The sequence below is a fragment of the Paraburkholderia sp. BL21I4N1 genome, assembly GCF_002973525.1.
Taxonomy (GTDB): domain Bacteria; phylum Pseudomonadota; class Gammaproteobacteria; order Burkholderiales; family Burkholderiaceae; genus Paraburkholderia.
In genome coordinates this window covers 81,467-102,806 of sequence record NZ_PVEN01000008.1, presented here as the reverse complement: position 1 = coordinate 102,806, position 21,340 = coordinate 81,467, and the positions used below count along the sequence as shown (strand labels likewise).

At 64.0% G+C, this 21,340-nt stretch carries 20 protein-coding genes and 1 pseudogene; 12 read left to right on the top strand and 9 right to left on the bottom strand.

What is annotated here, in order from left to right:
• Window positions 1–79: 79 nt before the first annotated feature.
• A complete protein-coding gene (locus tag B0G83_RS21055) occupies window positions 80–1,627 on the bottom strand; it encodes a sensor histidine kinase (RefSeq protein ID WP_105509346.1) in 1,548 nt (515 codons plus the stop codon).
• Window positions 1,628–1,636: 9 nt separating this feature from the next.
• Window positions 1,637–2,437, bottom strand: coding sequence for a response regulator (locus tag B0G83_RS21050; protein ID WP_105509548.1), 801 nt, complete (start codon window positions 2,435–2,437; stop codon window positions 1,637–1,639).
• Between the two features lie 231 nt (window positions 2,438–2,668).
• Here B0G83_RS21050 and recA point away from each other — a divergent pair, with 231 nt between their 5' ends.
• The 8 genes and pseudogenes from recA to B0G83_RS21010 all read left to right on the top strand — a co-directional run bounded on the left by recA (window position 2,669) and on the right by B0G83_RS21010 (window position 11,128).
• A complete protein-coding gene (recA, locus tag B0G83_RS21045) occupies window positions 2,669–3,751 on the top strand; it encodes a recombinase RecA (RefSeq protein WP_105509345.1) in 1,083 nt (360 codons plus the stop codon).
• A gap of 7 nt (window positions 3,752–3,758) precedes the next feature.
• Window positions 3,759–4,487 (top strand): recombination regulator RecX, encoded by a 729-nt coding sequence (gene recX / locus B0G83_RS21040; RefSeq protein WP_105509547.1) that lies wholly within the window; start codon window positions 3,759–3,761, stop codon window positions 4,485–4,487.
• Window positions 4,488–4,670: 183 nt separating this feature from the next.
• On the top strand, window positions 4,671–5,411 hold the full coding sequence (locus B0G83_RS21035; protein WP_105509344.1) for a DUF2889 domain-containing protein: 741 nt from the start codon (window positions 4,671–4,673) through the stop codon (window positions 5,409–5,411).
• Window positions 5,408–6,577, top strand: coding sequence for an ADP-forming succinate--CoA ligase subunit beta (gene sucC / locus B0G83_RS21030; RefSeq protein ID WP_105509343.1), 1,170 nt, complete (start codon window positions 5,408–5,410; stop codon window positions 6,575–6,577). Before B0G83_RS21035 ends, sucC begins: the two co-directional genes overlap by 4 nt.
• Before the next feature lie 129 nt (window positions 6,578–6,706).
• Window positions 6,707–7,588, top strand: coding sequence for a succinate--CoA ligase subunit alpha (gene sucD / locus B0G83_RS21025; RefSeq protein WP_035548412.1), 882 nt, complete (start codon window positions 6,707–6,709; stop codon window positions 7,586–7,588).
• A 144-nt stretch (window positions 7,589–7,732) separates the two neighbouring features.
• On the top strand, window positions 7,733–8,437 hold the full coding sequence (locus B0G83_RS21020) for a TerC family protein (protein WP_105509342.1): 705 nt from the start codon (window positions 7,733–7,735) through the stop codon (window positions 8,435–8,437).
• A 147-nt stretch (window positions 8,438–8,584) separates the two neighbouring features.
• Window positions 8,585–9,207 (top strand): annotated as a pseudogene (locus B0G83_RS21015) (pilin).
• A 136-nt stretch (window positions 9,208–9,343) separates the two neighbouring features.
• Window positions 9,344–11,128, top strand: a complete 1,785-nt coding sequence (locus B0G83_RS21010) for a Wzy polymerase domain-containing protein (RefSeq protein ID WP_105509546.1) — start codon at window positions 9,344–9,346, stop codon at window positions 11,126–11,128.
• Between the two features lie 69 nt (window positions 11,129–11,197).
• Here the strand turns inward: B0G83_RS21010 and moaC are convergent, their stop codons facing one another.
• Window positions 11,198–11,674 (bottom strand): cyclic pyranopterin monophosphate synthase MoaC, encoded by a 477-nt coding sequence (moaC, locus tag B0G83_RS21005; protein ID WP_105509341.1) that lies wholly within the window; start codon window positions 11,672–11,674, stop codon window positions 11,198–11,200.
• A 166-nt stretch (window positions 11,675–11,840) separates the two neighbouring features.
• Between moaC and B0G83_RS21000 the strand changes: the two genes are divergently transcribed.
• Window positions 11,841–13,553, top strand: coding sequence for a M48 family metalloprotease (locus B0G83_RS21000; RefSeq protein WP_105509340.1), 1,713 nt, complete (start codon window positions 11,841–11,843; stop codon window positions 13,551–13,553).
• Window positions 13,554–13,577: 24 nt separating this feature from the next.
• Here B0G83_RS21000 and B0G83_RS20995 read toward each other — a convergent pair whose 3' ends face one another.
• The 6 genes from B0G83_RS20995 to B0G83_RS20965 all read right to left on the bottom strand — a co-directional run bounded on the left by B0G83_RS20995 (window position 13,578) and on the right by B0G83_RS20965 (window position 18,411).
• Window positions 13,578–14,162 carry a DUF2946 family protein gene (locus B0G83_RS20995; protein WP_105509339.1) on the bottom strand — a complete coding sequence of 195 codons (585 nt, stop codon included), beginning with the start codon at window positions 14,160–14,162 and terminating at the stop codon, window positions 13,578–13,580.
• A complete protein-coding gene (locus tag B0G83_RS20990; RefSeq protein ID WP_105509338.1) occupies window positions 14,155–15,264 on the bottom strand; it encodes a hydrolase in 1,110 nt (369 codons plus the stop codon). Before B0G83_RS20990 ends, B0G83_RS20995 begins: the two co-directional genes overlap by 8 nt.
• 48 nt (window positions 15,265–15,312) lie before the next feature.
• Entirely contained in the window at window positions 15,313–15,762 is a 450-nt protein-coding gene (locus B0G83_RS20985) for a nuclear transport factor 2 family protein (RefSeq protein WP_105509337.1), read from the bottom strand.
• A gap of 190 nt (window positions 15,763–15,952) precedes the next feature.
• Window positions 15,953–16,978 (bottom strand): lipopolysaccharide heptosyltransferase II, encoded by a 1,026-nt coding sequence (waaF, locus tag B0G83_RS20980; protein WP_105509336.1) that lies wholly within the window; start codon window positions 16,976–16,978, stop codon window positions 15,953–15,955.
• Window positions 16,979–17,233: 255 nt separating this feature from the next.
• A complete protein-coding gene (locus B0G83_RS20970; RefSeq protein ID WP_035548391.1) occupies window positions 17,234–17,428 on the bottom strand; it encodes a zinc-finger domain-containing protein in 195 nt (64 codons plus the stop codon).
• 59 nt (window positions 17,429–17,487) lie between these two features.
• Window positions 17,488–18,411 (bottom strand): branched-chain amino acid transaminase, encoded by a 924-nt coding sequence (locus B0G83_RS20965; protein WP_105509334.1) that lies wholly within the window; start codon window positions 18,409–18,411, stop codon window positions 17,488–17,490.
• A 281-nt stretch (window positions 18,412–18,692) separates the two neighbouring features.
• Between B0G83_RS20965 and B0G83_RS20960 the strand changes: the two genes are divergently transcribed.
• From B0G83_RS20960 to B0G83_RS20950, 3 genes are all read left to right on the top strand, one after another.
• Window positions 18,693–19,439 (top strand): AzlC family ABC transporter permease, encoded by a 747-nt coding sequence (locus tag B0G83_RS20960; RefSeq protein WP_105509333.1) that lies wholly within the window; start codon window positions 18,693–18,695, stop codon window positions 19,437–19,439.
• On the top strand, window positions 19,436–19,759 hold the full coding sequence (locus tag B0G83_RS20955; RefSeq protein WP_105509332.1) for an AzlD domain-containing protein: 324 nt from the start codon (window positions 19,436–19,438) through the stop codon (window positions 19,757–19,759). Before B0G83_RS20960 ends, B0G83_RS20955 begins: the two co-directional genes overlap by 4 nt.
• Window positions 19,760–20,044: 285 nt before the next feature.
• Window positions 20,045–21,238, top strand: coding sequence for a phosphoglycerate kinase (locus B0G83_RS20950; RefSeq protein ID WP_105509331.1), 1,194 nt, complete (start codon window positions 20,045–20,047; stop codon window positions 21,236–21,238).
• Window positions 21,239–21,340: the final 102 nt, after the last annotated feature.

Genomic DNA, 21,340 nt, shown 5'->3' with positions numbered 1-21,340 from the left:
AAATACCTGCTATTTTTCAGATATCGTTCGCTAACATCTGTTAATCGCATCTCAATATTGAATGGGGATTTTTGCCTCCCTAAGCTCGGTTAGGGTAAGTCCCGTCCCGCTCATGCACCTGCAAACTGACACGAACGAGGGTGCCGGCCAGTCGGGGCGAGGTCTGATAGACGTTGTCGTCGATCGTCAGCTCGCCGCCATGCATGGTCGCGATCTCGCGGACGATCGCCAGCCCGAGCCCGCTGCCGTCGGCTTCGCGGCCCAGGATCCGGTAGAAGCGCTCGACGACCCGCGAACGTTCGGCGACCGGAATGCCGAGCCCGGTGTCTTCGACCTCCAGATGCACCCGGCGCGCAGCCGCGTCGTGCCTCACCCGGACCGTGATGCGGCCGCCCGGCGGCGTGTAGCGGATTGCGTTGTCGATCAGATTCGACAGCATTTCGCGCAGCATGACCGGATTGCCGTCGACGTCGACGGGTTCGTCCGGCGCTTCGTAGCCGAGGTCCATCTGCTTGGCGAGGGCGGCTTGCACCCAGTCGCGCACCGCGCTGCGGGCGACTTCGGTCACCTCGACCGGCGTGAAAATCTGTCCCGAAAGGCGGTTTTCAGCGCGCGCCAGCGCCAGTAATTGCGTGACGAGCCGCGCAGCCTGCGCCGAACTGGTCGCGATCTGTTCGAGCGAGCGATGCACTTCCGCCGACGCATCCTGGCGCAACGCCAGTTCGGCCTGAGTGCGCAGGCCGGCGAGCGGCGTTTTCATCTGATGCGCGGCGTCGGCGATAAAGCGCTTCTGCAGCTCCATGTTCTGTTCGAGGCGCGTCAGCAGATCGTTGAACGAGGTCACCAGCGGTTCGATTTCCGGCGGCGCGCGGCGGGCTTCCAGCGGCGACAGATCGTCCGGCCGGCGCGCGCGGATATGCGCCTGCAGCGCGTGCAGCGGCGCGAGGCCGCGCGACAGACCGAACCACACCAGCAGGATTGCGAGCGGCAGAATCACGAACTGCGGCAGGATCACGCCTTTAATGATGTCGTTGGCGAGCTGGCTGCGTTTGTCGAGCGTTTCGGCGACCTGCACCAGCACCGGCTGCGCCCCGGGCGTCTGCGGAAATTCGACGGTCGTATAAGCGACGCGGATGTCGTTGCCGCGCAGCATGTCGTCGCGGAACTCGACCAGGCCCGGCTGCGGCCGGTCCTCTTCATGCGGCAGCGGCATGTCGCGTTCGCCGCCCACCAGTTCGCCGCGCGTGCCCAGCACCTGATAGAACACGCGGTCCACATTGTCGGTACGGAGAAAATCGCGCATGGCGTCGGGCAGCGTCAGCTCCGCCACCCCGTTCGCCGGATGAATCTGACGGGCCAGCACATAGGCGTCGGTTTCGAGCGCGCGGTCGAACGGGCCATTCGCGATCGACTTCGCGACCAGATAGGTGACCGCGAGGCTCATCGGCCACAGCAGCAGCAGCGGCGCCAGCATCCAGTCGAGAATCTCGCCGAACAGCGAGCGCGGGCGCGCTTCAGCGGCGGCTTCGGTTTCGTCGGGCGGCGCGAACGGGTTGGCGTAACGGGCGTCGCGCGCCTCGTCGAGGTCCGCGGCGCGCGCCGTGGCGCGATCTGCGCGGGCCGACATGGGCGCTCTCTATTTGAAGTGGTGACTCGCCGGCATCGCGCCGGACGGCGGCGAAGCGGGCGGCTCGGGGTCGGCGGGGCTGTGCGCTCGCACAGGTGCCTGCATTTGCGCTGGTGAGGCAGGCGGATTCGCGTCGACGGGCGAGGCGGCTTTCTCGAGGCAATAGCCCAGGCCCCGCACGGTAATGATGCGCACGCCGCTCGGCTCGATTTTCTTGCGCAGCCGGTGCACGTAGACCTCGATCGCGTTGTTGCTGACTTCCTCGCCCCATTCGCACAGGTGATCGACGAGTTGTTCCTTCGAGACCAGCCGGCCGATCCGCTGCAGCAGTACTTCGAGCAAGCCGAGTTCGCGCGCCGAGAGGTCGAGCACCTGGTCGTTGACGTGGGCGATCCGGCCCACCTGATCGAACGACAGCGAACCATGCTTCACCACGGTCGGGCCGCCGCCCGCGCCGCGCCGGGTCAGCGCCCGCACGCGCGCTTCGAGTTCGGTCAGCACGAAGGGCTTGGCCATGTAGTCGTCGGCGCCGAGATCGAGGCCTTTGACGCGTTCGTCCACGCTGTCCGCGGCGGTCAGGATCAGCACCGGCAGGTTGGAATTGCGCGCGCGCAGGCGGCGCAGCACCTCGAGTCCGGACATGCGCGGCAGGCCCAGATCGAGAATCAGCAGGTCGAAAGTTTGTACCGAAAGCGCGGTATCGGCGTCGACGCCATTCTTCACTAGATCAACGGCATAGGCCGATTGGCGGAGTGATCGAACCAGACCGTCCGCGAGTATGCTGTCGTCTTCGGCAATCAGAATTCGCATGATGCGCCAGCCCACCTTGCCGGCGCCGTGAGGTGTGCCCCGGCGCGCGGCGGTCTCCGAAAATTATTGTGGGTAGTTGGGCGGTGCGACGGTAAAAATGCGTGTTCGCATGAGAATCGCACTTGCCAAAACTACTGTTTTTTTATACAGTGTCTGAGTTTCGTGTGTCGCCATCGCAAAGTGGACTGCACACCTGCCTCAGACGCCGTTCATCATAGCAAAGGACGATTCATGGAAGAAAGCAAGAAAGGCTCGGCTGGACTGACTGCTGAAAAGAGCAAGGCACTCGCTGCCGCACTCGCGCAGATCGAAAAGCAGTTCGGCAAAGGGTCGGTCATGCGGCTCGGCGCAGGTGAGGTAATCGAAGACATCCAGGTGGTTTCGACCGGATCGCTCGGCCTCGACATCGCCTTGGGCGTCGGCGGTTTGCCGCGCGGTCGTGTGGTCGAGATTTATGGCCCGGAATCGTCCGGTAAAACCACGCTGACGCTGCAAGTCATTGCCGAAATGCAAAAGATCGGCGGCACGGCGGCGTTTATCGACGCGGAGCACGCGCTGGACATCCAGTACGCGAGCAAGCTCGGCGTGAACGTGAACGAGTTGCTGGTTTCGCAGCCGGACACCGGCGAGCAGGCGCTCGAAATCGCCGACGCGCTGGTGCGTTCGGGCTCGATCGACATGATCGTGATCGACTCGGTCGCGGCACTGGTGCCGAAGGCTGAAATCGAAGGCGAAATGGGCGACTCGCTGCCGGGTCTGCAAGCGCGTCTGATGTCGCAAGCGCTGCGCAAGCTCACCGGCACGATCAAGCGCACGAATTGCCTCGTGATCTTCATCAACCAGATCCGCATGAAGATCGGCGTGATGTTCGGCAACCCGGAAACCACCACGGGCGGTAACGCGCTGAAGTTCTACGCGTCGGTGCGTCTGGACATTCGCCGTATCGGTTCGATCAAGAAGAACGACGAAGTGATCGGCAATGAAACGCGCGTAAAGGTCGTCAAGAACAAGGTATCGCCACCCTTCCGCGAAGCGATTTTCGACATTCTGTACGGCGAGGGTATTTCGCGTCAGGGTGAAGTCATCGATCTGGGCGTCGCGGCCAAGATCGTCGACAAGGCTGGCGCCTGGTACAGCTACAACGGCGAACGTATCGGTCAGGGCAAGGACAACGCGCGTGAATTCCTGCGCGAAAATCCGGAAATCGCTCGTGAGATCGAAAATCGTATCCGTGAGTCGCTGGGCGTGAATGCCATGGCCGATTCAGTGGCGGGCGCAGGTGCCGGCGCTGAAGTCGCGGACGAAGAAGAGTAACCGTCACGTGATACGCAAGGGCCGGCCGTTGTCTGATGCTGGACGCAGTGCGGACGGCCCGCGTGATGAAGACGATTCGTCGGAACGGTTCGATCCGTTCGAATCGTTCGACGCGCATGATCGCGCCGAGGGCCGGAGCTCGCGGCGCGCACCGCTCAAGTCTTCCCCGTCGGCGGGCTCGGAGCCTTCCGAAACCGCCGAGGTCGCCGAATTCACCGAGGCGACCTACAGCCGCTCGCGTCGCCAGCCAGGCGAAGCGAAGCCGGAGCAGGACGAAGCCAAAAACTCCAAACGCCCAGCCCGTTCGCTAAAAGGACGCGCGCTCGGCTATCTCTCTCGCCGCGAATACAGCCGTACCGAACTCGCGCGCAAACTTAAACCGTTCGTCGAAGAAACCGATTCGCTCGACACGCTGCTCGATCAGTTGGAAGCCGAAAACTGGCTGTCCAATTCGCGTTTTGCCGAAAGTCTGATTCACCGCCGCTCGTCGCGTCTCGGCGCCAGCCGGATTCTCGGTGAATTGAAGCAGCATGCGGTCGATCCAACGCTCGTCGAAGATGCCAAGGCACAACTGCGTGAGACCGAATTCGCGCGCGCCCAGGCGGTTTGGCAGAAAAAATTCGGTGAGCGTCCCGAAACGCCTGCCGAGCGGGCCAAGCAGCAGCGCTTTCTGGCGTCGCGCGGTTTTTCGGGTGCAACCATCGGCAAAATCCTTAGAGGCGTCGACGAGGAGTAGGGCGGCCACCTGCCACCCGCGTCACCCGCCACCCGCTCGCCGAATCACGCCTCAAGAAAGCCTCTTCGAGATAGCGCTCAACCCGCTCAGCCGCACGCCGGGCGGGCCTGCGCATTCCGGCCTGTACCAAATACCCAGTATGCTAAAATTCATGGGTTTTCCAATCCGGCCTTTCCTTCCCGCATGCCGCTCTCTCCGCCAGTGTCCCGTCAGTTGCGCCATCGTCGCGCAATCAGAGCGGAAGCCTATGAGCGAGCCGATGGCCTGTGGGATGTGGAAGCGTGCTTGACCGACGAAAAACCGCGCGACGTGGTGCTTGCGTCGGGCGTCCGGCCCAATGGTCAGCCGATCCATGAACTCTGGCTTCGCATCACCATCGATCGCAAGCTCAATGTCGTCGACGCCGAGGCGTCGTCCGACTGGGTGCCCTATCCAGGGTTATGCCAGGTCAGCAATCCCGCCTACCGTGCCCTCATCGGGCTCAATCTGCGCCACAACTTCCGCCGTGAGGCTGCCCGTTTGCTCGGCGGCACGGAGGGTTGCACCCATCTCACCGAGTTGTGCGCAATCCTGCCGACCGCCGCGATTCAGGCATTCGCGGGCGAAGTGTGGAGCACCGGTGACAGCGCGAAAGGCGCGAAAGCCAGTTCAGGAAACGAATCGCCTGACGGCTCACACGAGCATTCCAACGACAAACCGCCATTCCAGTTGGGACGCTGCCACGCGCTGCGTTTCGACGGCGAGGCGGTGCAACAGTTTTATCCGCGCTGGTATGGCCACGCACCGCGTTCGGCGGAGCGCGTGGCATCGTCAGGCGACGGGGCAGTCCGCCAGACAGGTAAGGGCGGCAACGCGTCCGGCATGAACGACGGCAGCGGAAACGAAGTTCAATCCAACTCTCAGACTGAAGGGAATCACGCATGAAGATTCACGAGTACCAGGGTAAGGAAATCCTGCGGAAATTCGGCGTCGCGGTACCGCGCGGCAAGCCGGTCTTCTCGGTGGATGATGCGGTCAAGGCCGCGGAAGAGCTCGGCGGCCCGGTATGGGTCGTGAAGGCTCAGATCCACGCGGGTGGCCGTGGCAAGGGCGGTGGCGTGAAGGTTGCCAAGTCGCTGGAACAGGTTCGCGAGTATTCGGAACAGATCCTCGGCATGCAGCTCATCACGCACCAGACCGGTCCGGAAGGCCAGAAGGTCAACCGTCTGTTGATCGAAGAAGGCGCTGACATCAAGAAGGAACTGTATGTCGGCCTGGTGATCGATCGCGTGACGCAGAAGATCGTCGTGATGGCATCGAGCGAAGGCGGCATGGACGTCGAAGAAGTCGCCGAAAAGACGCCCGAGCTGATCCACAAGATCGCTGTCGACCCGGCAACCGGTCTGAAAGACGCCGAAGCCGACGAGCTGGCCACGAAGATCGGCGTGCCCGCCGCTTCGCTGCCGCAAGCCCGTTCGATCCTGCAAGGCCTGTACAAGGCATTCTGGGAAACCGACGCGTCGCTGGCCGAAATCAACCCGCTGATCCTGACCGGCGACGGCAAGGTCATCGCGTTGGACGCCAAGTTCAACTTCGATTCGAACGCGCTGTTCCGTCATCCGGAAATCGTCGCGTATCGCGATCTGGACGAAGAAGATCCGGCTGAAGTCGAAGCGTCGAAGTTCGACCTCGCGTACATCTCGCTCGACGGCAACATCGGTTGCCTCGTGAACGGCGCTGGCCTCGCAATGGCAACGATGGACACCATCAAGCTGTTCGGCGGCGAACCGGCGAACTTCCTGGACGTGGGCGGTGGCGCCACGACCGAGAAGGTCACGGAAGCGTTCAAGATCATGCTGAAGAACCCGAACCTGACCGCGATCCTGGTCAACATTTTTGGCGGCATCATGCGCTGCGACGTGATCGCGGAAGGCGTGATCGCGGCGTCGAAGGCCGTGTCGCTGAAGGTGCCGCTCGTGGTCCGCATGAAGGGCACGAACGAAGACCTGGGCAAGAAGATGCTCGCCGAATCCGGTCTGCCGATCATTGCGGCGGACAGCATGGAAGAAGCGGCTCAGAAGGTCGTCGCGGCTGCATCGGGCAAGGCGTAAGCCTCGTCCCACGGCGGCTTTTGCCACGATTAACCAGGGATTACGAATGGCGGCGCGCGAGCGACGCGGGCGGAGAACATCCCGCCGCGCGGCGCAACAGCGCGACGCCAAACGAACAGAGGTCAATACATGTCGATTCTGATTAACAAAGACACCAAGGTCATCACGCAGGGCATTACCGGCAAGACCGGTCAGTTCCATACGCGTGCTTGCCGTGAATATGCAAACGGCCGCGAAGCGTACGTTGCAGGCGTGAACCCGAAGAAGGCCGGCGAAGATTTCGAAGGCATTCCTATCTACGCGAGCGTCGCTGAAGCCAAGGCTGAAACGGGCGCGACCGTGTCGGTGATCTACGTTCCGCCGGCAGGCGCTGCTGCTGCGATCTGGGAAGCGGTCGAAGCCGACCTGGACCTGGCGATCTGTATCACGGAAGGCATTCCCGTCCGTGACATGATCGAGCTCAAGGCACGTATGCGTGCGAAGAACAGCAAGACGCTGCTGCTCGGACCGAACTGCCCGGGCACGATCACGCCGGACGAACTGAAGATCGGCATCATGCCGGGTCACATCCACCGCAAGGGCCGTATCGGCGTCGTGTCGCGTTCGGGCACGCTGACGTACGAAGCAGTCGGTCAATTGACGGCGATCGGCCTCGGCCAGTCGTCGGCAGTCGGTATCGGCGGCGACCCGATCAACGGTCTGAAGCACATCGACGTGATGAAGATGTTCAACGACGATCCGGAAACGGACGCCGTCATCATGATCGGCGAGATCGGCGGTCCGGACGAAGCGAATGCCGCTGAGTGGATCAAGGACAACATGAAGAAGCCGGTGGTTGGCTTCATCGCCGGCGTTACGGCGCCTCCGGGCAAGCGCATGGGCCACGCCGGCGCGCTGATCTCGGGCGGTGCGGACACGGCCGAAGCGAAGCTGGAAATCATGGAAGCCTGCGGTATCACGGTCACGAAGAACCCGTCGGAAATGGCGCGTCTTCTGAAGGCGATGCTGTAATACCAAAATTCGCGCGCAGTAACGGCGCGTTTTTTGATACGCTTACGGGACCCTTTCGTGAGCGTACGGTTTCAAAAAAGCGGGGGAGTCCAGACTCCCCCGCTTTTTTATTGCCTGTGCGCCAGACTTCCTGGCTTTTCGCCCATGCTCGAGTTTTTCGCCACGCTCCATTGGGGCGCCGTCATTCAGATCATCGTCATCGACATCCTGCTGGGTGGCGATAACGCCGTCGTGATTGCATTGGCTTGCCGTAACCTGCCGCCGTCCCAGCGCACCCGAGGCGTGCTGTGGGGGACGGCCGGCGCGATCGTGCTGCGCGTTGCGCTGATCGCGTTCGCGGTCGTGCTGCTCGACGTGCCGCTGCTGAAGTTCGCGGGCGGCCTGCTGCTGTTGTGGATCGGCGTGCGTCTGATGGCGCCCGCGCACGACGCGCACGAGAACGTCAAACCGGCCGACAAGCTGTTGTCGGCGATCAAGACCATCATCATCGCGGACGCGGTGATGAGCCTCGACAACGTGATCGCGATTGCCGGTGCGGCGGAAGCGGCCGATCCGGAGCACCGGCTAGCGCTGGTGATTTTCGGCCTGATCGTGAGCATTCCGCTGATCGTGTGGGGCAGCCAGCTGGTGCTGAAATTGCTCGACCGTTTTCCGATCGTTATCACGCTCGGCGCGGCCTTGCTGGGGTGGATCGCGGGTGGTTTGATCGTCAACGATCCGGCCGGTGACCGGTGGCCGATTCTCGACACGCCTGCGGCCGAATATGGCATGAGCATCGCGGGGGCGTTGTTCGTCGTGATCCTCGGTTATCTGCTCAAGCGGCGTAACGCCAACCGCGCTAGTGCATAGCGCATGAACGCATGACACGTGGCACGTGGCACGTGGCACGTAACGTTAGCCATTCGGCTGACTGTCAGCCGCGGGTCCCTCTCGCTACGATAGAAACGCCTGTCCCCGATCCGTGGGGCAGGCGTTTTTCGTTTCAGGAGTCTGCCCATGAACGTTACCTTGCCGTGTTCCCCTTATTCCCAGTCCTCGCTGCCGCCGCGTTTTACGCTCGAGCGCGCCCGCTGGTCAGCGCGTCTCGCGCGTGCCTGCCGCCGTCTCGGGCTCGGCTTCACGCTGATCGAACTGATGATCGTGCTGGCGATCGTCGGTGTGATCGCCGCGTATGCGATTCCCGCGTATCAGGACTATCTGGCGCGTAGCCGCGTCGGCGAAGGTTTGTCGCTGGCCACGTCCGCGCGTCTCGCCGTCGCCGAAATGCGGCGAGCGGCAGCACGTTCAGCGGCGGGTATGCCTCGCCGCCCGCCACCCGCAACGTCGAATCGGTTCGCGTCGACGACGACACCGGCCAGATCACCGTCGCCTTTACCACGCGCGTGGCGCCGGCGGGATCGAACACGCTGACGCTGGTGCCGTCCGTACCGGACAACGCGGACGCACCGACCGCGCGCATCGCGTTGAGCAAGGGCTCGATGCAGGCCGGCGCGCTCACGTGGGAGTGTTTTGCCGGCGGCAAAACGGCTTCGTCGCTGCCGGCGCCGGGCGCGGGACCGGCTCCGACAGAAGCGTCCACGCTGTCGGCGAATCTGGCACCGCCGGAGTGCCGTTCGTAAGCGACAGCGCGAGTGGTCGGCTGAGTAGCCGATCGCACGTAAAAGGCTGATTTTCGGGATATTTCAGCCCGGCCGGCGCACAGCAGGAGGATTTTTTTGTATAGTGCGCCGGTTGCTGACGCCCACCGGTTACTCGATGCCCACCCCATTCGCGCGCTACCTTTCACTCGTTCTGTTGGCCCTTGCGTTGATGCTGCCTTATGCAGTCGTCAACCATACTTATCCGATTCCGACCTTCTACGCCGAATTCACGGCGCTGGCGTTGCATTTGCTGACCGGTGCGGGCGTCGTGCTGATGGTGGTGAGCGCAAGGCCGCGCGTCACGTTCGCGTCGCCGGTCGTCGCGCTGGTGCCGTTGCTGTTCGGCCTCGTCGTCGTGGCGCAATCGGTGCTGCTGCCGGTCACGCAACCGTCGATGAACTGGCTGGGCGGCGGTTTCCTGCTCGCAGCCTTCATGGCGGTGCACGCGGGTTACGGCTTCGCGCGCGTCAAGCTCGACGAAACCGCGCTGCGCTGGGCGGCGTGCGCGTTGATTCTCGGCGGGTTGTTTGCGGTGTTCTGTCAGGTGATCCAGTTGTTTCACCTCGAGACGCGCGTGTCGCCGTTCGTGGTGGCGTACAACATTACCGTCGAGCGCCGCCCGTTCGGCAATATGGCGCAGGCGAATCACCTCGCCACTTACATTGCGTTCGCGATGGCGGGCGCACTGTTCCTCGTGCAGACGCGACGAATCGCTGTCAGCATCTGGTTCCTCGTCTCGACGATCTTCGCGGTCGGTCTCGCGCTGACCGTGTCGCGTGGACCGTGGCTGCAAATGGGCGTGATCGTGGTCGCCGGCTTCTGGATGGCATTCGCGCAGACGCGCAGCGAGCCGCTGCTTCGCCGCAGCAACCGTCAATGGCTCGTGCCGATCGTGCTGGCGCTGTTGTTCGTCGTGGTCAACGCGCTGATCCGTTGGGCCAATGTGCGCTATCACCTGGAGCTTGGTCAGTCCGCGGCGGAGCGTTTCAAGGACGCCGGTCAGATCGCGCCGCGCCTCGCCCTGTGGAAGTACGGCTGGACGATGTTCAAGACGCATCCGCTGCTGGGTGTCGGCTGGGGTGAATTTCCGAGTTATCAGTTTGCGCTGGCGAAGAATCTCGGCGGCGTTGAGATCGCTAATAATTCGCACGACATCTTCGTCGACCTGCTGGCGAAAACCGGGCTGATCGGCTTCGCGATCGTGCTGTTCGGCCTGATCACGTGGCTGGTGCGTGTGGTGCGTGCGCCGCACAGCGCGGCGCGCGTGTTCGGTATCTCGCTGATCGGTGTGCTGGTGATGCACGCGCTGGTCGAATATCCGCAGCAGTACATGTTCTTCCTGCTGCCGGCCATGTTCGTATTCGGCTTGCTGGAAACGCGGTCGCTGCGGCTCGTGCCCGCGCGCCTGTCGTTCGGTGCGTTTGCCGTGGTGGTGTTCGGTGGGCTGGCGGCGCTGTATCCGGTGTATCGCGACTATGCGCGCGCCGAGGTGCTGTATTACGGCTCGCGTCCTGCCGAGCAGTATCGTGCGGACCCGTCGTTCCTATTTCAGGCGTGGGGCGAATATGGTCTCGCGACGCTGCTGCCGATGAACTCCATGGACCTGCAGCACAAGCTGGCGATGCATCGTCAGGCGCTGGCGTTGCTGCCGGGAGAAACCGTGCTGCGCCGTTATGCGGTGTTGCAGGCGTTGAGCGGCGATACGGCGGGGGCGTTCGATACGGTTGAACGCCTGAAGATTTTCGCGCTGGAGCTGAACGACTGGCCGTCGCAGTTGGCTTACCTGTACGAACTGTGCGACGAGCAGAAGACGTTGGTGGGCTTTAAGGCGGAACTGATGAAGCGCTATGGCGTGCCGCCGGGCAACGTCAATCAGGACGACGATAGCGACGACGATTGAGTCGCCGCGTCAGCTCATCGAATGTGAATAAGGTGGAGTGGGTGGTGACGTGCGCGTTGCAAACCGTCATCAACCCGCCACCCAATCCCCCGACTTCCCACCGTGCTTTTCGAGCACTTTCACATCAGTAATCGTCATCCCCCGATCTACCGCCTTGCACATGTCGTACACCGTCAGCAGTCCCACCTGCACGGCAGTCAGCGCTTCCATTTCCACCCCCGTCCGTCCAAGCGTTTCCACCTGAACCGTGCAATGCACGCCGGGCAGCGCTTCATCGAGCTCGAAATCCACTTTCACGCGCGTTAGCGCGAGCGGATGACATAGCGGGATCAGATCGGCGGTGCGCTTCGCGCCTTGAATCGCGGCGATGCGCGCGATGCCGATCACGTCGCCCTTTTTCGCGTTGCCGTCGCGGATCAGCGCGAACGTGTCCGGCAGCATGCGGATCGAGCCACGCGCCACCGCAATGCGTTTGGTCTCCTGCTTACCGCCGACGTCCACCATATGCGCCTGGCCGGCAGCGTCGAAATGTGTGAGTTCAGGCATGGTTGGGCTCCTTAAGAGGGGGCCTATCATAGCAGCGACGCAGCGGCCGTTCGGAACACGAACGCGCGATTCCGGGCGTCGAATGATTACAATTACCCTGTACCTGCCCGCTATCTTATTCCGTGCAGCGGGCGTCGACTTTCGACTCCGTCCCATCGACCTTGCGATGCGCCCGAAACGGTTTCTCGCTGCGTTGTTATCTGTTGCGCTGATTGCGCCGCCGGGCGCATTCCCGCAATCGCGCGGCAATTCAAGTCTGTTGTCGCTCAACGCGCAGTCCGCTGAACCGCCGTTGGTCAGCGGCCCAACCGACATCTACGCCGATCCGATCGTGCCGCCCGACATCGCGCAGGGTGTATTCGGCGTGTACGGCGGTGCGCAAAGCCGCTTTTCCGGCCAGTCCGGCGCCAACACCAGCTGGCGCGCGCCGCTCGTCACGCAGCAGTTGCCCGATCTGGGCAACGGCGGCGCCGGTTCTCTAACGCCACAAGCCGAGCGCAAACTCGGCGAGCGCGTGATGCGCGAATTGCGCCGCGACCCCGACTATCTCGACGACTGGCTGGTGCGCGACTACCTGAACTCGGTCGCGGCAAAACTCGCTGCGGCGGCCAACGCACTCTACATCGGCGGCTATCGTCCCGACTTCGATCTGTTCGCGGTGCGTGACGCGCAGATCAACGCGTTCTCGCTGCCGGGCGGTTTCATCGGCGTGAACACCGGGCTGATCGTGACGACGCAAACCGAGTCCGAACTCGCCTCCGTGCTCGGCCACGAAATGGGCCACGTCCTGCAGCGCCACATTTCGCGGATGATCACGACCGGCGAGCGCAGCGGCTATGCGGCGCTCGCCGCCGTGTTGTTCGGCGTGCTGGCGGGCGTGCTCGCGCATAGCGGCGACCTCGGCAGCGCGATTGCGATCGGCGGCCAGGCCTATGCGGTCGACAACCAGTTGCGTTTCTCGCGGTCGGCCGAGCACGAAGCTGACCGCGTCGGTTTTCTGCTGCTGGCCGGCGCCGGCTACGATCCCTACGCGATGACCACGTTCTTCGGCCGCCTCGACCGGGCGTCGATGAGCGACGCGGGCGTCCCGGCATACGCGCGCACGCATCCGCTGACCGGCGAACGGATCGCCGACATGGAAGACCGGGCGCGTCGCGCGCCTTACCGGCAACCGCATCAGGCTTCCGAATACGGCTTCGTGCGGGCGCGTTCGCGTCTGTTGCAGGAGCATTCGAGCGGCGAGTACACGGATGAAATTTCGCGCCTGCGCTCCGAAATCGAGGATCGGACCGCGGTCAACGTGGCGGCGAACTGGTACGGCATTGCGTTCGGGCAAATGCTGCTGGAGCGGTACGACGAAGCGGCGGCGTCGCTCGCGCAGTGTCGCGCGGCGTTTGTCACGGGCGAGCAAACGGAGGGCGAGCCGGCACGGAGTTCACCGAGCCTCGATGTGCTGGCGGCCGACATCGCGCGGCGTGCCGGTCGCGACGACGAAGCCGTCCGTCTCGCCGGGTTCGCGCAGCAGCGTTGGCCGCAGTCGAATGCCGCGATCGACATGCATATCCGCACCTTGCTGACGTTGCGGCGTTTTGCCGAGGCACAGGCACTGGCGCAAAAGGAAACCCTCGCGCATCCCGACCAGCCGGCATGGTGGCTGTATCTCGCGCAAGCGAGCGCCGGCAGCGGCGATGCGTTGACGCAGCATAGGGCGATGGCGGAGAAGTTTGCGCTCGAAGGCGCATGGCCTTCGGCGATCCGGCAATTGAAAGACGCGCGGGATATGAAGACGATCGGCTATTACGATCTGGCGACCGTCGACGCGCGACTGCACGAGCTGGAAAGCCGCTATAAGGAAGAGCGGCTGGATGAGAAGAGCTAGACGCTCCTCGAGGAAGTGGGAAGCCTAGACCGTTGTGGCTGCCGGACTGGCCACGAACCCGAACCGTGTGGCCACCTCGGCGCGCCGTACCGCTTGCAGCGGCAACACCACGCCGCCATTCCAGCGGAATTCGCCGCTCATCGCGTCGTCGGCGAGTTCGGCGTGATCGGAGAACACGTCCAGATCATGATCGTGCAGGACCGCGACTCTGGGCGGCGTCGACTGATCGGCAAACAGAATGCCGCCTTCTTCGTCGATCAACACGGCGGCGGGATCGAAGTTGTCGCCGGCCTGGTCCTTGAGCGACAGCGCAGCACGGTCGGCATCGGCATCGGCCGCGAAGCGCACCACCCACGGCGTGTAACCCAGCTCCACATAAACCCGCTGCGGACCGTTCTGGAAAAACCATTGCCCGTGTTCATCGGCGGCGTAGTTGCGGTTGATGAAACCAAGCAACGCCTCATGCCGGATCGGCGTGCCGGGCAAGCCGCTCGCCTGAGCGGCCTCGTCGCGCATACGCCAGTTGCCGCGCCGGTCGAGCATCAGCCAGCCGGTGCAACTCGGCACGTTTGGCCATTTGGCCAAGGCCTGTTTGACGATGTCATCCATGATCGACGTGCCGCTCCAGGTAGCCGAACACGCGCCGCGACAGCCAGTCGATGCGGCCCGGGAACGGTCCGGTCATGAAGCCGGCGTGGCCGCCGTGCTTCGGTTGTTCGAGCTCCACCGCCGCCGACACGTCGTGCCGCGACGGCAATGCCTCCGCCGGCAGGAACGGGTCGTTGCGTGCGTTCAGCACCAGCGTCGGCACCTGAATATGCGGTAGCAGCGGACGGGTGGTCGCCTGGCTCCAGTAGTCTTCGGTATTGCGAAAGCCGTGCAGCGGCGCGGTGACGACGTTGTCGAACTCGTACATGTTGCGGCTCGCGAGCATCGTGTCGCGATCGAACAGGCCGGGATACTGCACGAGTTTCTGCGTGGCCTTCTGCTTGAGCGTCTTCAGGAAGCTGCGGGCGTAGACGAGGCCGAAGCCTTGCGACAACGCGCGGCCGCCGGCGTGGACATCGATCGGTGTCGAAATCGCGGCGGCCGCGCCGATGATGGACGCAGCCTCTTCGCGCCGCTCGCCGAGCCAGCGCAGCAGCACATTGCCGCCGAGCGACACGCCCGCCACCACGATCGGCCCGTTGTGCGCGGCGTGCAGACGGCGCAACACCCAGTCGACTTCGTCGCTGTCGGCGAGGTGATAGAAGCGCGGCAAGCGGTTCAATTCGCCGCCGCAACTGCGAAAGTGCGGCACCACGCCATGCCAGCCGGCTTCGCGCGCGGCGGCCATTAGCGACATCGCGTAGTGCGAGGCGGAACTGCCTTCGAGGCCGTGGAACAGCACGAGGAGCGGTGCGTGGGCGGCGGGAAATTGCGGGGCGCCTGCTGTGGGCGCGGCCGGCGCGTCATGCACCACCCAGTCGAGATCGATGAAATCGCCGTCCGGCGTATCCCAGCGCTCGCGACGCAACGCCACCGAGGGGCGGCGCGCGAACAACGACGGCACGATGGTTTGCGCATGCCGGTTCGGCAGCCAGAGCGGCGCGCGGTACAAAGATTCGACGGCGGCGGCCACGACGCGCGCCGCGCCGGAGGAAGCGGGCGCTGAATTAGCCAGCGCTTTCGCCGGTTCAGGCTCGGAAGAATACTTGCGGGGCATGCTCATGCCGGCTGCGAAGACGAAAGAACGAAGCGAACCAAGCCGAGCCGCACCTCAGTGCAGCGACCCCTGGTGGCCGTGCCGCATCTTGGTAGCGAACTGGCTAGCGGCCTCATTCGGCATGGGGCTCGCGTGAATGTGCGCGATGCGCCACTCGCCGCGTTCGTGAACCATCACGTAGGTCGTGAACACCATGGCGGGCGTGGCCTTCGGATCGGCCGGGCGATGTGCTTCGGCGATGGCGTAGACGACCGTGCCGAGGCTGTCGTAGACGCGAATGTCGAGCGGTTCGATTGTTACGGGCGCGGTTTCGAGCTGGATCTGCAAGCCGGCGCGAATGCTGTCGAGGCCGTGCAGGTGGGAGCCGTCGGCGCAGATGCAACTCACGAACTCCTCATCGATCCACAGGCCCATCAAGCTGTCGATATTGACCTCGGAAACGGCCTGATAGTAGGCGTTGAGGGTATCGGCGGCGGCTTCGAAAATATGGGCAAAACGTGGCATGGCTCGTCAGTCTCTTGTGCGCGGCGCGCGGTTGCAAGGCAGCGGTCAGCGGGACAGTCCGGGGCACCGGACCATCGCACCCGAGCGCCAGATTGCCCGCGCTGCAAGGCGCGAACACGACGCGACGCGCTCAGGGGCGTGCGGTGTTGCGTGCAAGTGTCAATCGGCCTCCGATGGGTCTTCGATCGGCTCAGCGCTGCGTGAGCAGCATGCCGCGCAAATCGCTGAAGACCTGCTCGGCGCTCAACTGCTTCAGGCAGTTCAGATGACCGAGCGGACACTCGCGCTCAAAACAGGGGCTGCATTCGAGATGAAGCCATTGTACCTTCGCGAGCTCGGACAAGGGCGGCGTATGGCGCGGATCGGTCGAACCGTACACGGCCACCAGTGGCCGGCGCAGCGCGGCGGCCACGTGCATCAGGCCGGAATCGTTCGTGACGACCGCGTTGGCCCGCGAGATCAGCGCGCAAGCCTCGCCCAGCGCGGTCTGGCCGCACAGGTTGCGCACGTTCGGCGCGCGTTCGGCGATGGCCTGAGCGAGCGGCGCGTCTTTCGGCGAACCGAGCGCGACGATCTGCGTGTACGGGAACGACTGGCCGACCATTTGCGCGAGCGCGGCGAAATGCTCGGGCGGCCAGCGTTTGGCGGGACCGTACTCGGCGCCCGGGCAGAACACCAGCAGCGGCACCCGCGTGTCCAGATTGAAGCGCGCCGAGACCCGCGACGCTTCGTTCAGGTCGGCGTCGAGGCGCGGCATGGGCAAGTCGTCGGGCACCTTGGCGCCGGGCGCGTAGGCGAGCGCGGCGTACTGGCCGACCATGGGAGGGCGCTCGTCTTTACGCGGATTCGCGTGACGTACGTTGAGCAGGCCGTAGCGGCTTTCGCCGGTGTAACCGATGCGCAGCGGCACGCCGGCCAGCCACGGAATCAGCGCGGATTTGAGCGAATTCGGCAGCACGTAGGCCGCGTCGTAGCCGACGTCGCGCAAATCGCTGGCCAGTTGCCAGCGGCGCAGCATTTGCAGCTTGCCGTGCGCGAGGTCGGTGGCGTAGACGTCGCGGATTTCCGGCATGCGTTCGAGCACGGGCGCAACCCACGAGGGCGCGACCGCATCGATCACGATGCGCGGATGCAATTTCACGAGGCGCGCAAACAGCGGCTGCGCCATCAATGCGTCACCGATCCAGTTCGGTGCGATAACCAACGCGCGACGCATCAGAGTGGGTGTCCGGTGTCGAAACGAATCGCCGCGCGCGGTGTGCGCGTGGCGTTCGGGTGTGTCAAAAGGGAAGGACCGCTCGCCGCATGGCGCGCTGCCGGCATGGCCGGACGCGCCGCGGTGGCGGCCGTGTTGCGGTGTGTCCGCCAGGTCGCTCGCGTAATGGCGGCCCGCTGCCGCGGCTCGTGCGAAATAAACCCGATCAGACCCGGCTCGCAGCGCCGCAAGCGAATCGTGCTCAGCGGAGCGGGATCAATGACCCCGAACCACTTCGCCGTCGCGCAGCTTGTAACGCGTGCTGCAATACGGGCAACGCGCTTCGCCGTGCGTGACGTCGATAAAGACGCGCGGATGCGCGCTCCAGCGCGGCATGGCCGGGTTCGGACAGTACGCCGGCAGGTCTTTAGCCGACAGTTCGACCAGCGGCATTTCCTTGATTTCGCTCATGGGACGTTCTCGTTGTATGCAGGGTTCGTGCGTTGCGCCTCAAGCTGGCGCAGCGCGCGTTAGATTTTGGTGAGCCAGTGCGCGTACTTGTCGCTCTTGCCGTTCACGATATCGAAGAAGCCCGATTGCAGCTTCTCCGTGATCGGGCCACGCGTGCCCGAGCCGATCGTGCGGTTGTCGAGTTCGCGGATCGGCGTGACTTCGGCGGCGGTGCCGGTGAAGAACGCTTCGTCGCAAGTGTAGACCTCGTCGCGCGTAATGCGCTTTTCGATCACCTGAATGCCCGCGTCGCGCGCCAGCGTGATGACGGTGTCGCGCGTGATGCCGTCGAGGCACGACGACAGGTCCGGCGTGTACAGCTTGCCGTTATTGACCAGGAAGAAGTTCTCGCCCGAGCCTTCCGACACGTAGCCGTCCACGTCGAGCAGCAGCGCTTCGTCGTAGCCGTCGGCGATCGCTTCCTGGTTGGCGAGGATCGAGTTCACGTACCAGCCCGACGCCTTGGCGCGGACCATGGACACGTTCACATGATGGCGCGTGAACGACGACGTCTTCACGCGAATGCCCTTCGCCATGCCGTCTTCACCGAGGTACGCGCCCCACGGCCACGCCGCGATCGCCACGTGGATGGTGTTGCCCTTGGCCGAGACGCCGAGTTTTTCCGAACCGACCCAGATGATGGGGCGCAGATAGCAGGATTCGAGCTTGTTTTCGCGGACCACTTCGCATTGCGCGGCGGCGAGCGTTGCGTGGTCGAACGGCACGTCCATCTGGAAAATCTTGGCCGAGTTCAACAGACGCTTGGTGTGTTCCTGCAGGCGGAAAATCGCCGTGCCGCCGTCCGCCGTCTTGTAGGCGCGGACGCCTTCAAAAACGCCCATGCCGTAATGCAGCGTGTGGGTGAGCACGTGGATCTTGGCGTCGCGCCAATCGATGAGCTTGCCATCCATCCAGATCTTGCCGTCGCGGTCGGCCATTGACATACGATTCTCCAGCGGGTGCGTTGTGAGTCCCCAAACCTGCCGCAAGGCGGCTGGCCCACGAGGGCGCAAGACAACCGGCGGTCGGCCCGGCGGTTTGTCGTGGGGTGGGGCGAAGAGCGTCATTTTAGCGTCTTTTGCACACGAAACGGGCATTCGGGCCGATGTCGGACGCTATAATCCAGCGCACGCATAATTCATATCCGGATGCGCCAGCGGGTGCTTGACGACCTGGCGCCGACTTCCCATCGCAGCGGCGTTCCTTGGCGCCCTCGTATCGCCTCATGCTCGCTCGTCTGTCCGATACCGATCGCCGTGCCTTCCGTGAGGGCGCGCGCGACTATTCCCCGACGCTGATGGCGATTTTCTCGTGGGGGCTCGTCACCGGTATCGCCATGAGCAAATCGGTGCTCACGCTGCCGCAGGCGCTCACCATGTCGCTGCTGTGCTACGCCGGTTCGTCGCAACTGGCGGTGCTGCCGCTGCTCGCCGCCAAATTGCCGATCTGGACCGTGCTGCTCACCGCGGCCATGGTCAATACGCGTTTCGTGATCTTCAGCGTCGGCCTTGCGCCGCACTTCTCCTATCTGCCCATGTGGCGGCGCATCGTGCTCGGCTACTTCAACGGCGACGTGATCTATCTGCTGTTCCAGAAAAAGAGCTTCCCCGCCGGCTACCTGCCGGGCAAGGAGGCGTATTACTGGGGCATGGCGCTGTGCAGCTGGCTGTCGTGGCAGGTCTCGTCGATCGCCGGGATTCTGCTGGCGAGCCTGATTCCGGACAACTGGGGACTCGCGCTGGCGGGCACGCTCGCGTTGCTGCCGATCATGGTGTCGGCGATCGCGAGCCGCTCCACGCTGGTGGCGGTCAGCATTGCCGGCGTGGTGTCGCTGCTCGCGTTCGACCTGCCTTACCGGCTCGCGCTGCCGCTCGCCGTGATTGCCGCCATCGTGGCCGGCAGCGCCGCCGACCTGATGGTCGAGCGCGCCGACTTGCGCCGCATTCGCAGCAGCGCCGGAGATTCCCGATGACATCCACGCAGATCTGGCTCGCCATCTTCGGCATGACCTTCGTCACCGCGGTGACACGCGCCATGTTTCTAATCGGCGGCGAACGCACGGTGTTGCCGCCGCGCGTGCAGAAAATGCTGCGCTATGCGCCCGCCGCGGCGTTGGCGGCGGTGGTGTTGCCCGACGTGCTGGCGACGCCCGACGGCCTGTCGTTCGCGCCCTCCAATCACGAGTTCTACGCGACGCTCGCGGGTCTCGGCTGGTTTTTGTGGCGACGCAGCATGCTCGGCACGATTGTCGTCGGCATGCTGGTGTTCACGTTGTTACGCCTCGTGCTGTAACGGTACGGCAAGAAAATGCTGCATTGCCGCATTCAATAGGCATTCAGCGCGCATTCTCCAAATACGGGACATTCGCCCGCTTGCGGGTCAGAAGGCAGTGTGGATCAGTTAAAATGCTTGTTTCCGGGATAAGCGCGCTGGTGCACGGCGCGCGAGCCGCGGCTTTGCCGCCGGCGCCCGATTCTGTGGAGCCGCTGCCGTGCCTTAGCGCTGGAGTTCGCCGCGCTGGGAAACGATAGCGCGCCGTCCGCCACCGCCTTCTTCTCAACTCGCACACAAACGCCCATGAACAAGGTATTGCGTCTCTCTGATCTGATCGCCGAAGGCAAGCTTTCCGGCAAACGCGTGTTCATCCGCGCCGATCTGAACGTGCCGCAGGACGATCAAGGCAACATCACCGAAGACACCCGTATCCGCGCCTCCGTGCCGGCCATCAAGGCCGCGCTCGACGCCGGCGCCGCCGTGATGGTCACGTCGCACCTGGGCCGCCCGACCGAGGGCGCGTTCAAGCCGGAAGACTCGCTCGCGCCGGTCGCGAAGCGTCTGGCCGATCTGCTCGGCCGTGACGTGCCGCTGGTCGCCAACTGGGTCGAAAACGGCGTGAACGTCGCGCCGGGCGCGGTCGTGCTGTTGGAAAATTGCCGCGTCAACACGGGCGAAAAGAAAGATTCCGACGAGCTCGCGCAAAAAATGGCGAAGCTCTGCGACATCTACGTGAACGACGCGTTCGGCACCGCGCACCGCGCCGAAGCGACCACCCACGGGATCGCCAAATACGCGCCCATCGCGTGTGCCGGCCCGCTGCTGGCGGCTGAACTCGAAGCGCTCGGCAAGGCGCTCGGCGCGCCGAAGCGCCCGCTGGTGGCGATCGTCGCCGGTTCGAAGGTGTCGACCAAGCTGACCATTCTGAAATCGCTGGCCGACAAGGTCGATCAGCTGATCGTCGGCGGCGGTATCGCCAATACGTTCATGCTGGCCGCTGGCCTGAAGATCGGCAAGTCGCTCGCCGAAGCCGATCTGGTGGACGAAGCCAAAGTGATTATCGAGGCCGCCAAGGCCCGCGGCGCCTCGGTGCCGATCCCGATGGACGTGGTCACGGCCAAGGAGTTTTCGCCGACCGCCAAGGCTGAAGTGAAAGCCGTCGCCGACGTACAGGACGACGACCTGATCCTCGACATCGGACCGGAAACCGCCAAGGTGCTCGCCTTGCAACTGGAAAAGGCCGGCACGATCGTATGGAACGGCCCGGTCGGCGTGTTCGAATTCGACCAGTTCGGCAACGGCACGAAGACGCTCGCGGACGCCATCGCCAAGTCGTCGGCGTTCTCGATCGCGGGCGGCGGCGACACGCTCGCGGCGATCGCCAAATACGGCATCCACGACAAGATCAGCTATATCTCGACCGGCGGCGGCGCCTTCCTCGAGTTCCTCGAGGGCAAGAAACTGCCCGCTGTCGAAGTTCTGGAATCGCGGGCTTAACGTGACGGCGCGCTCCCCCATGACAAAGTCTGCAAAAACGCGTGGCGCCAAGTCGCCGCGCAACACCGAAGCAGCACAGGCAGGGGAGCGCGCAGCGCGCTC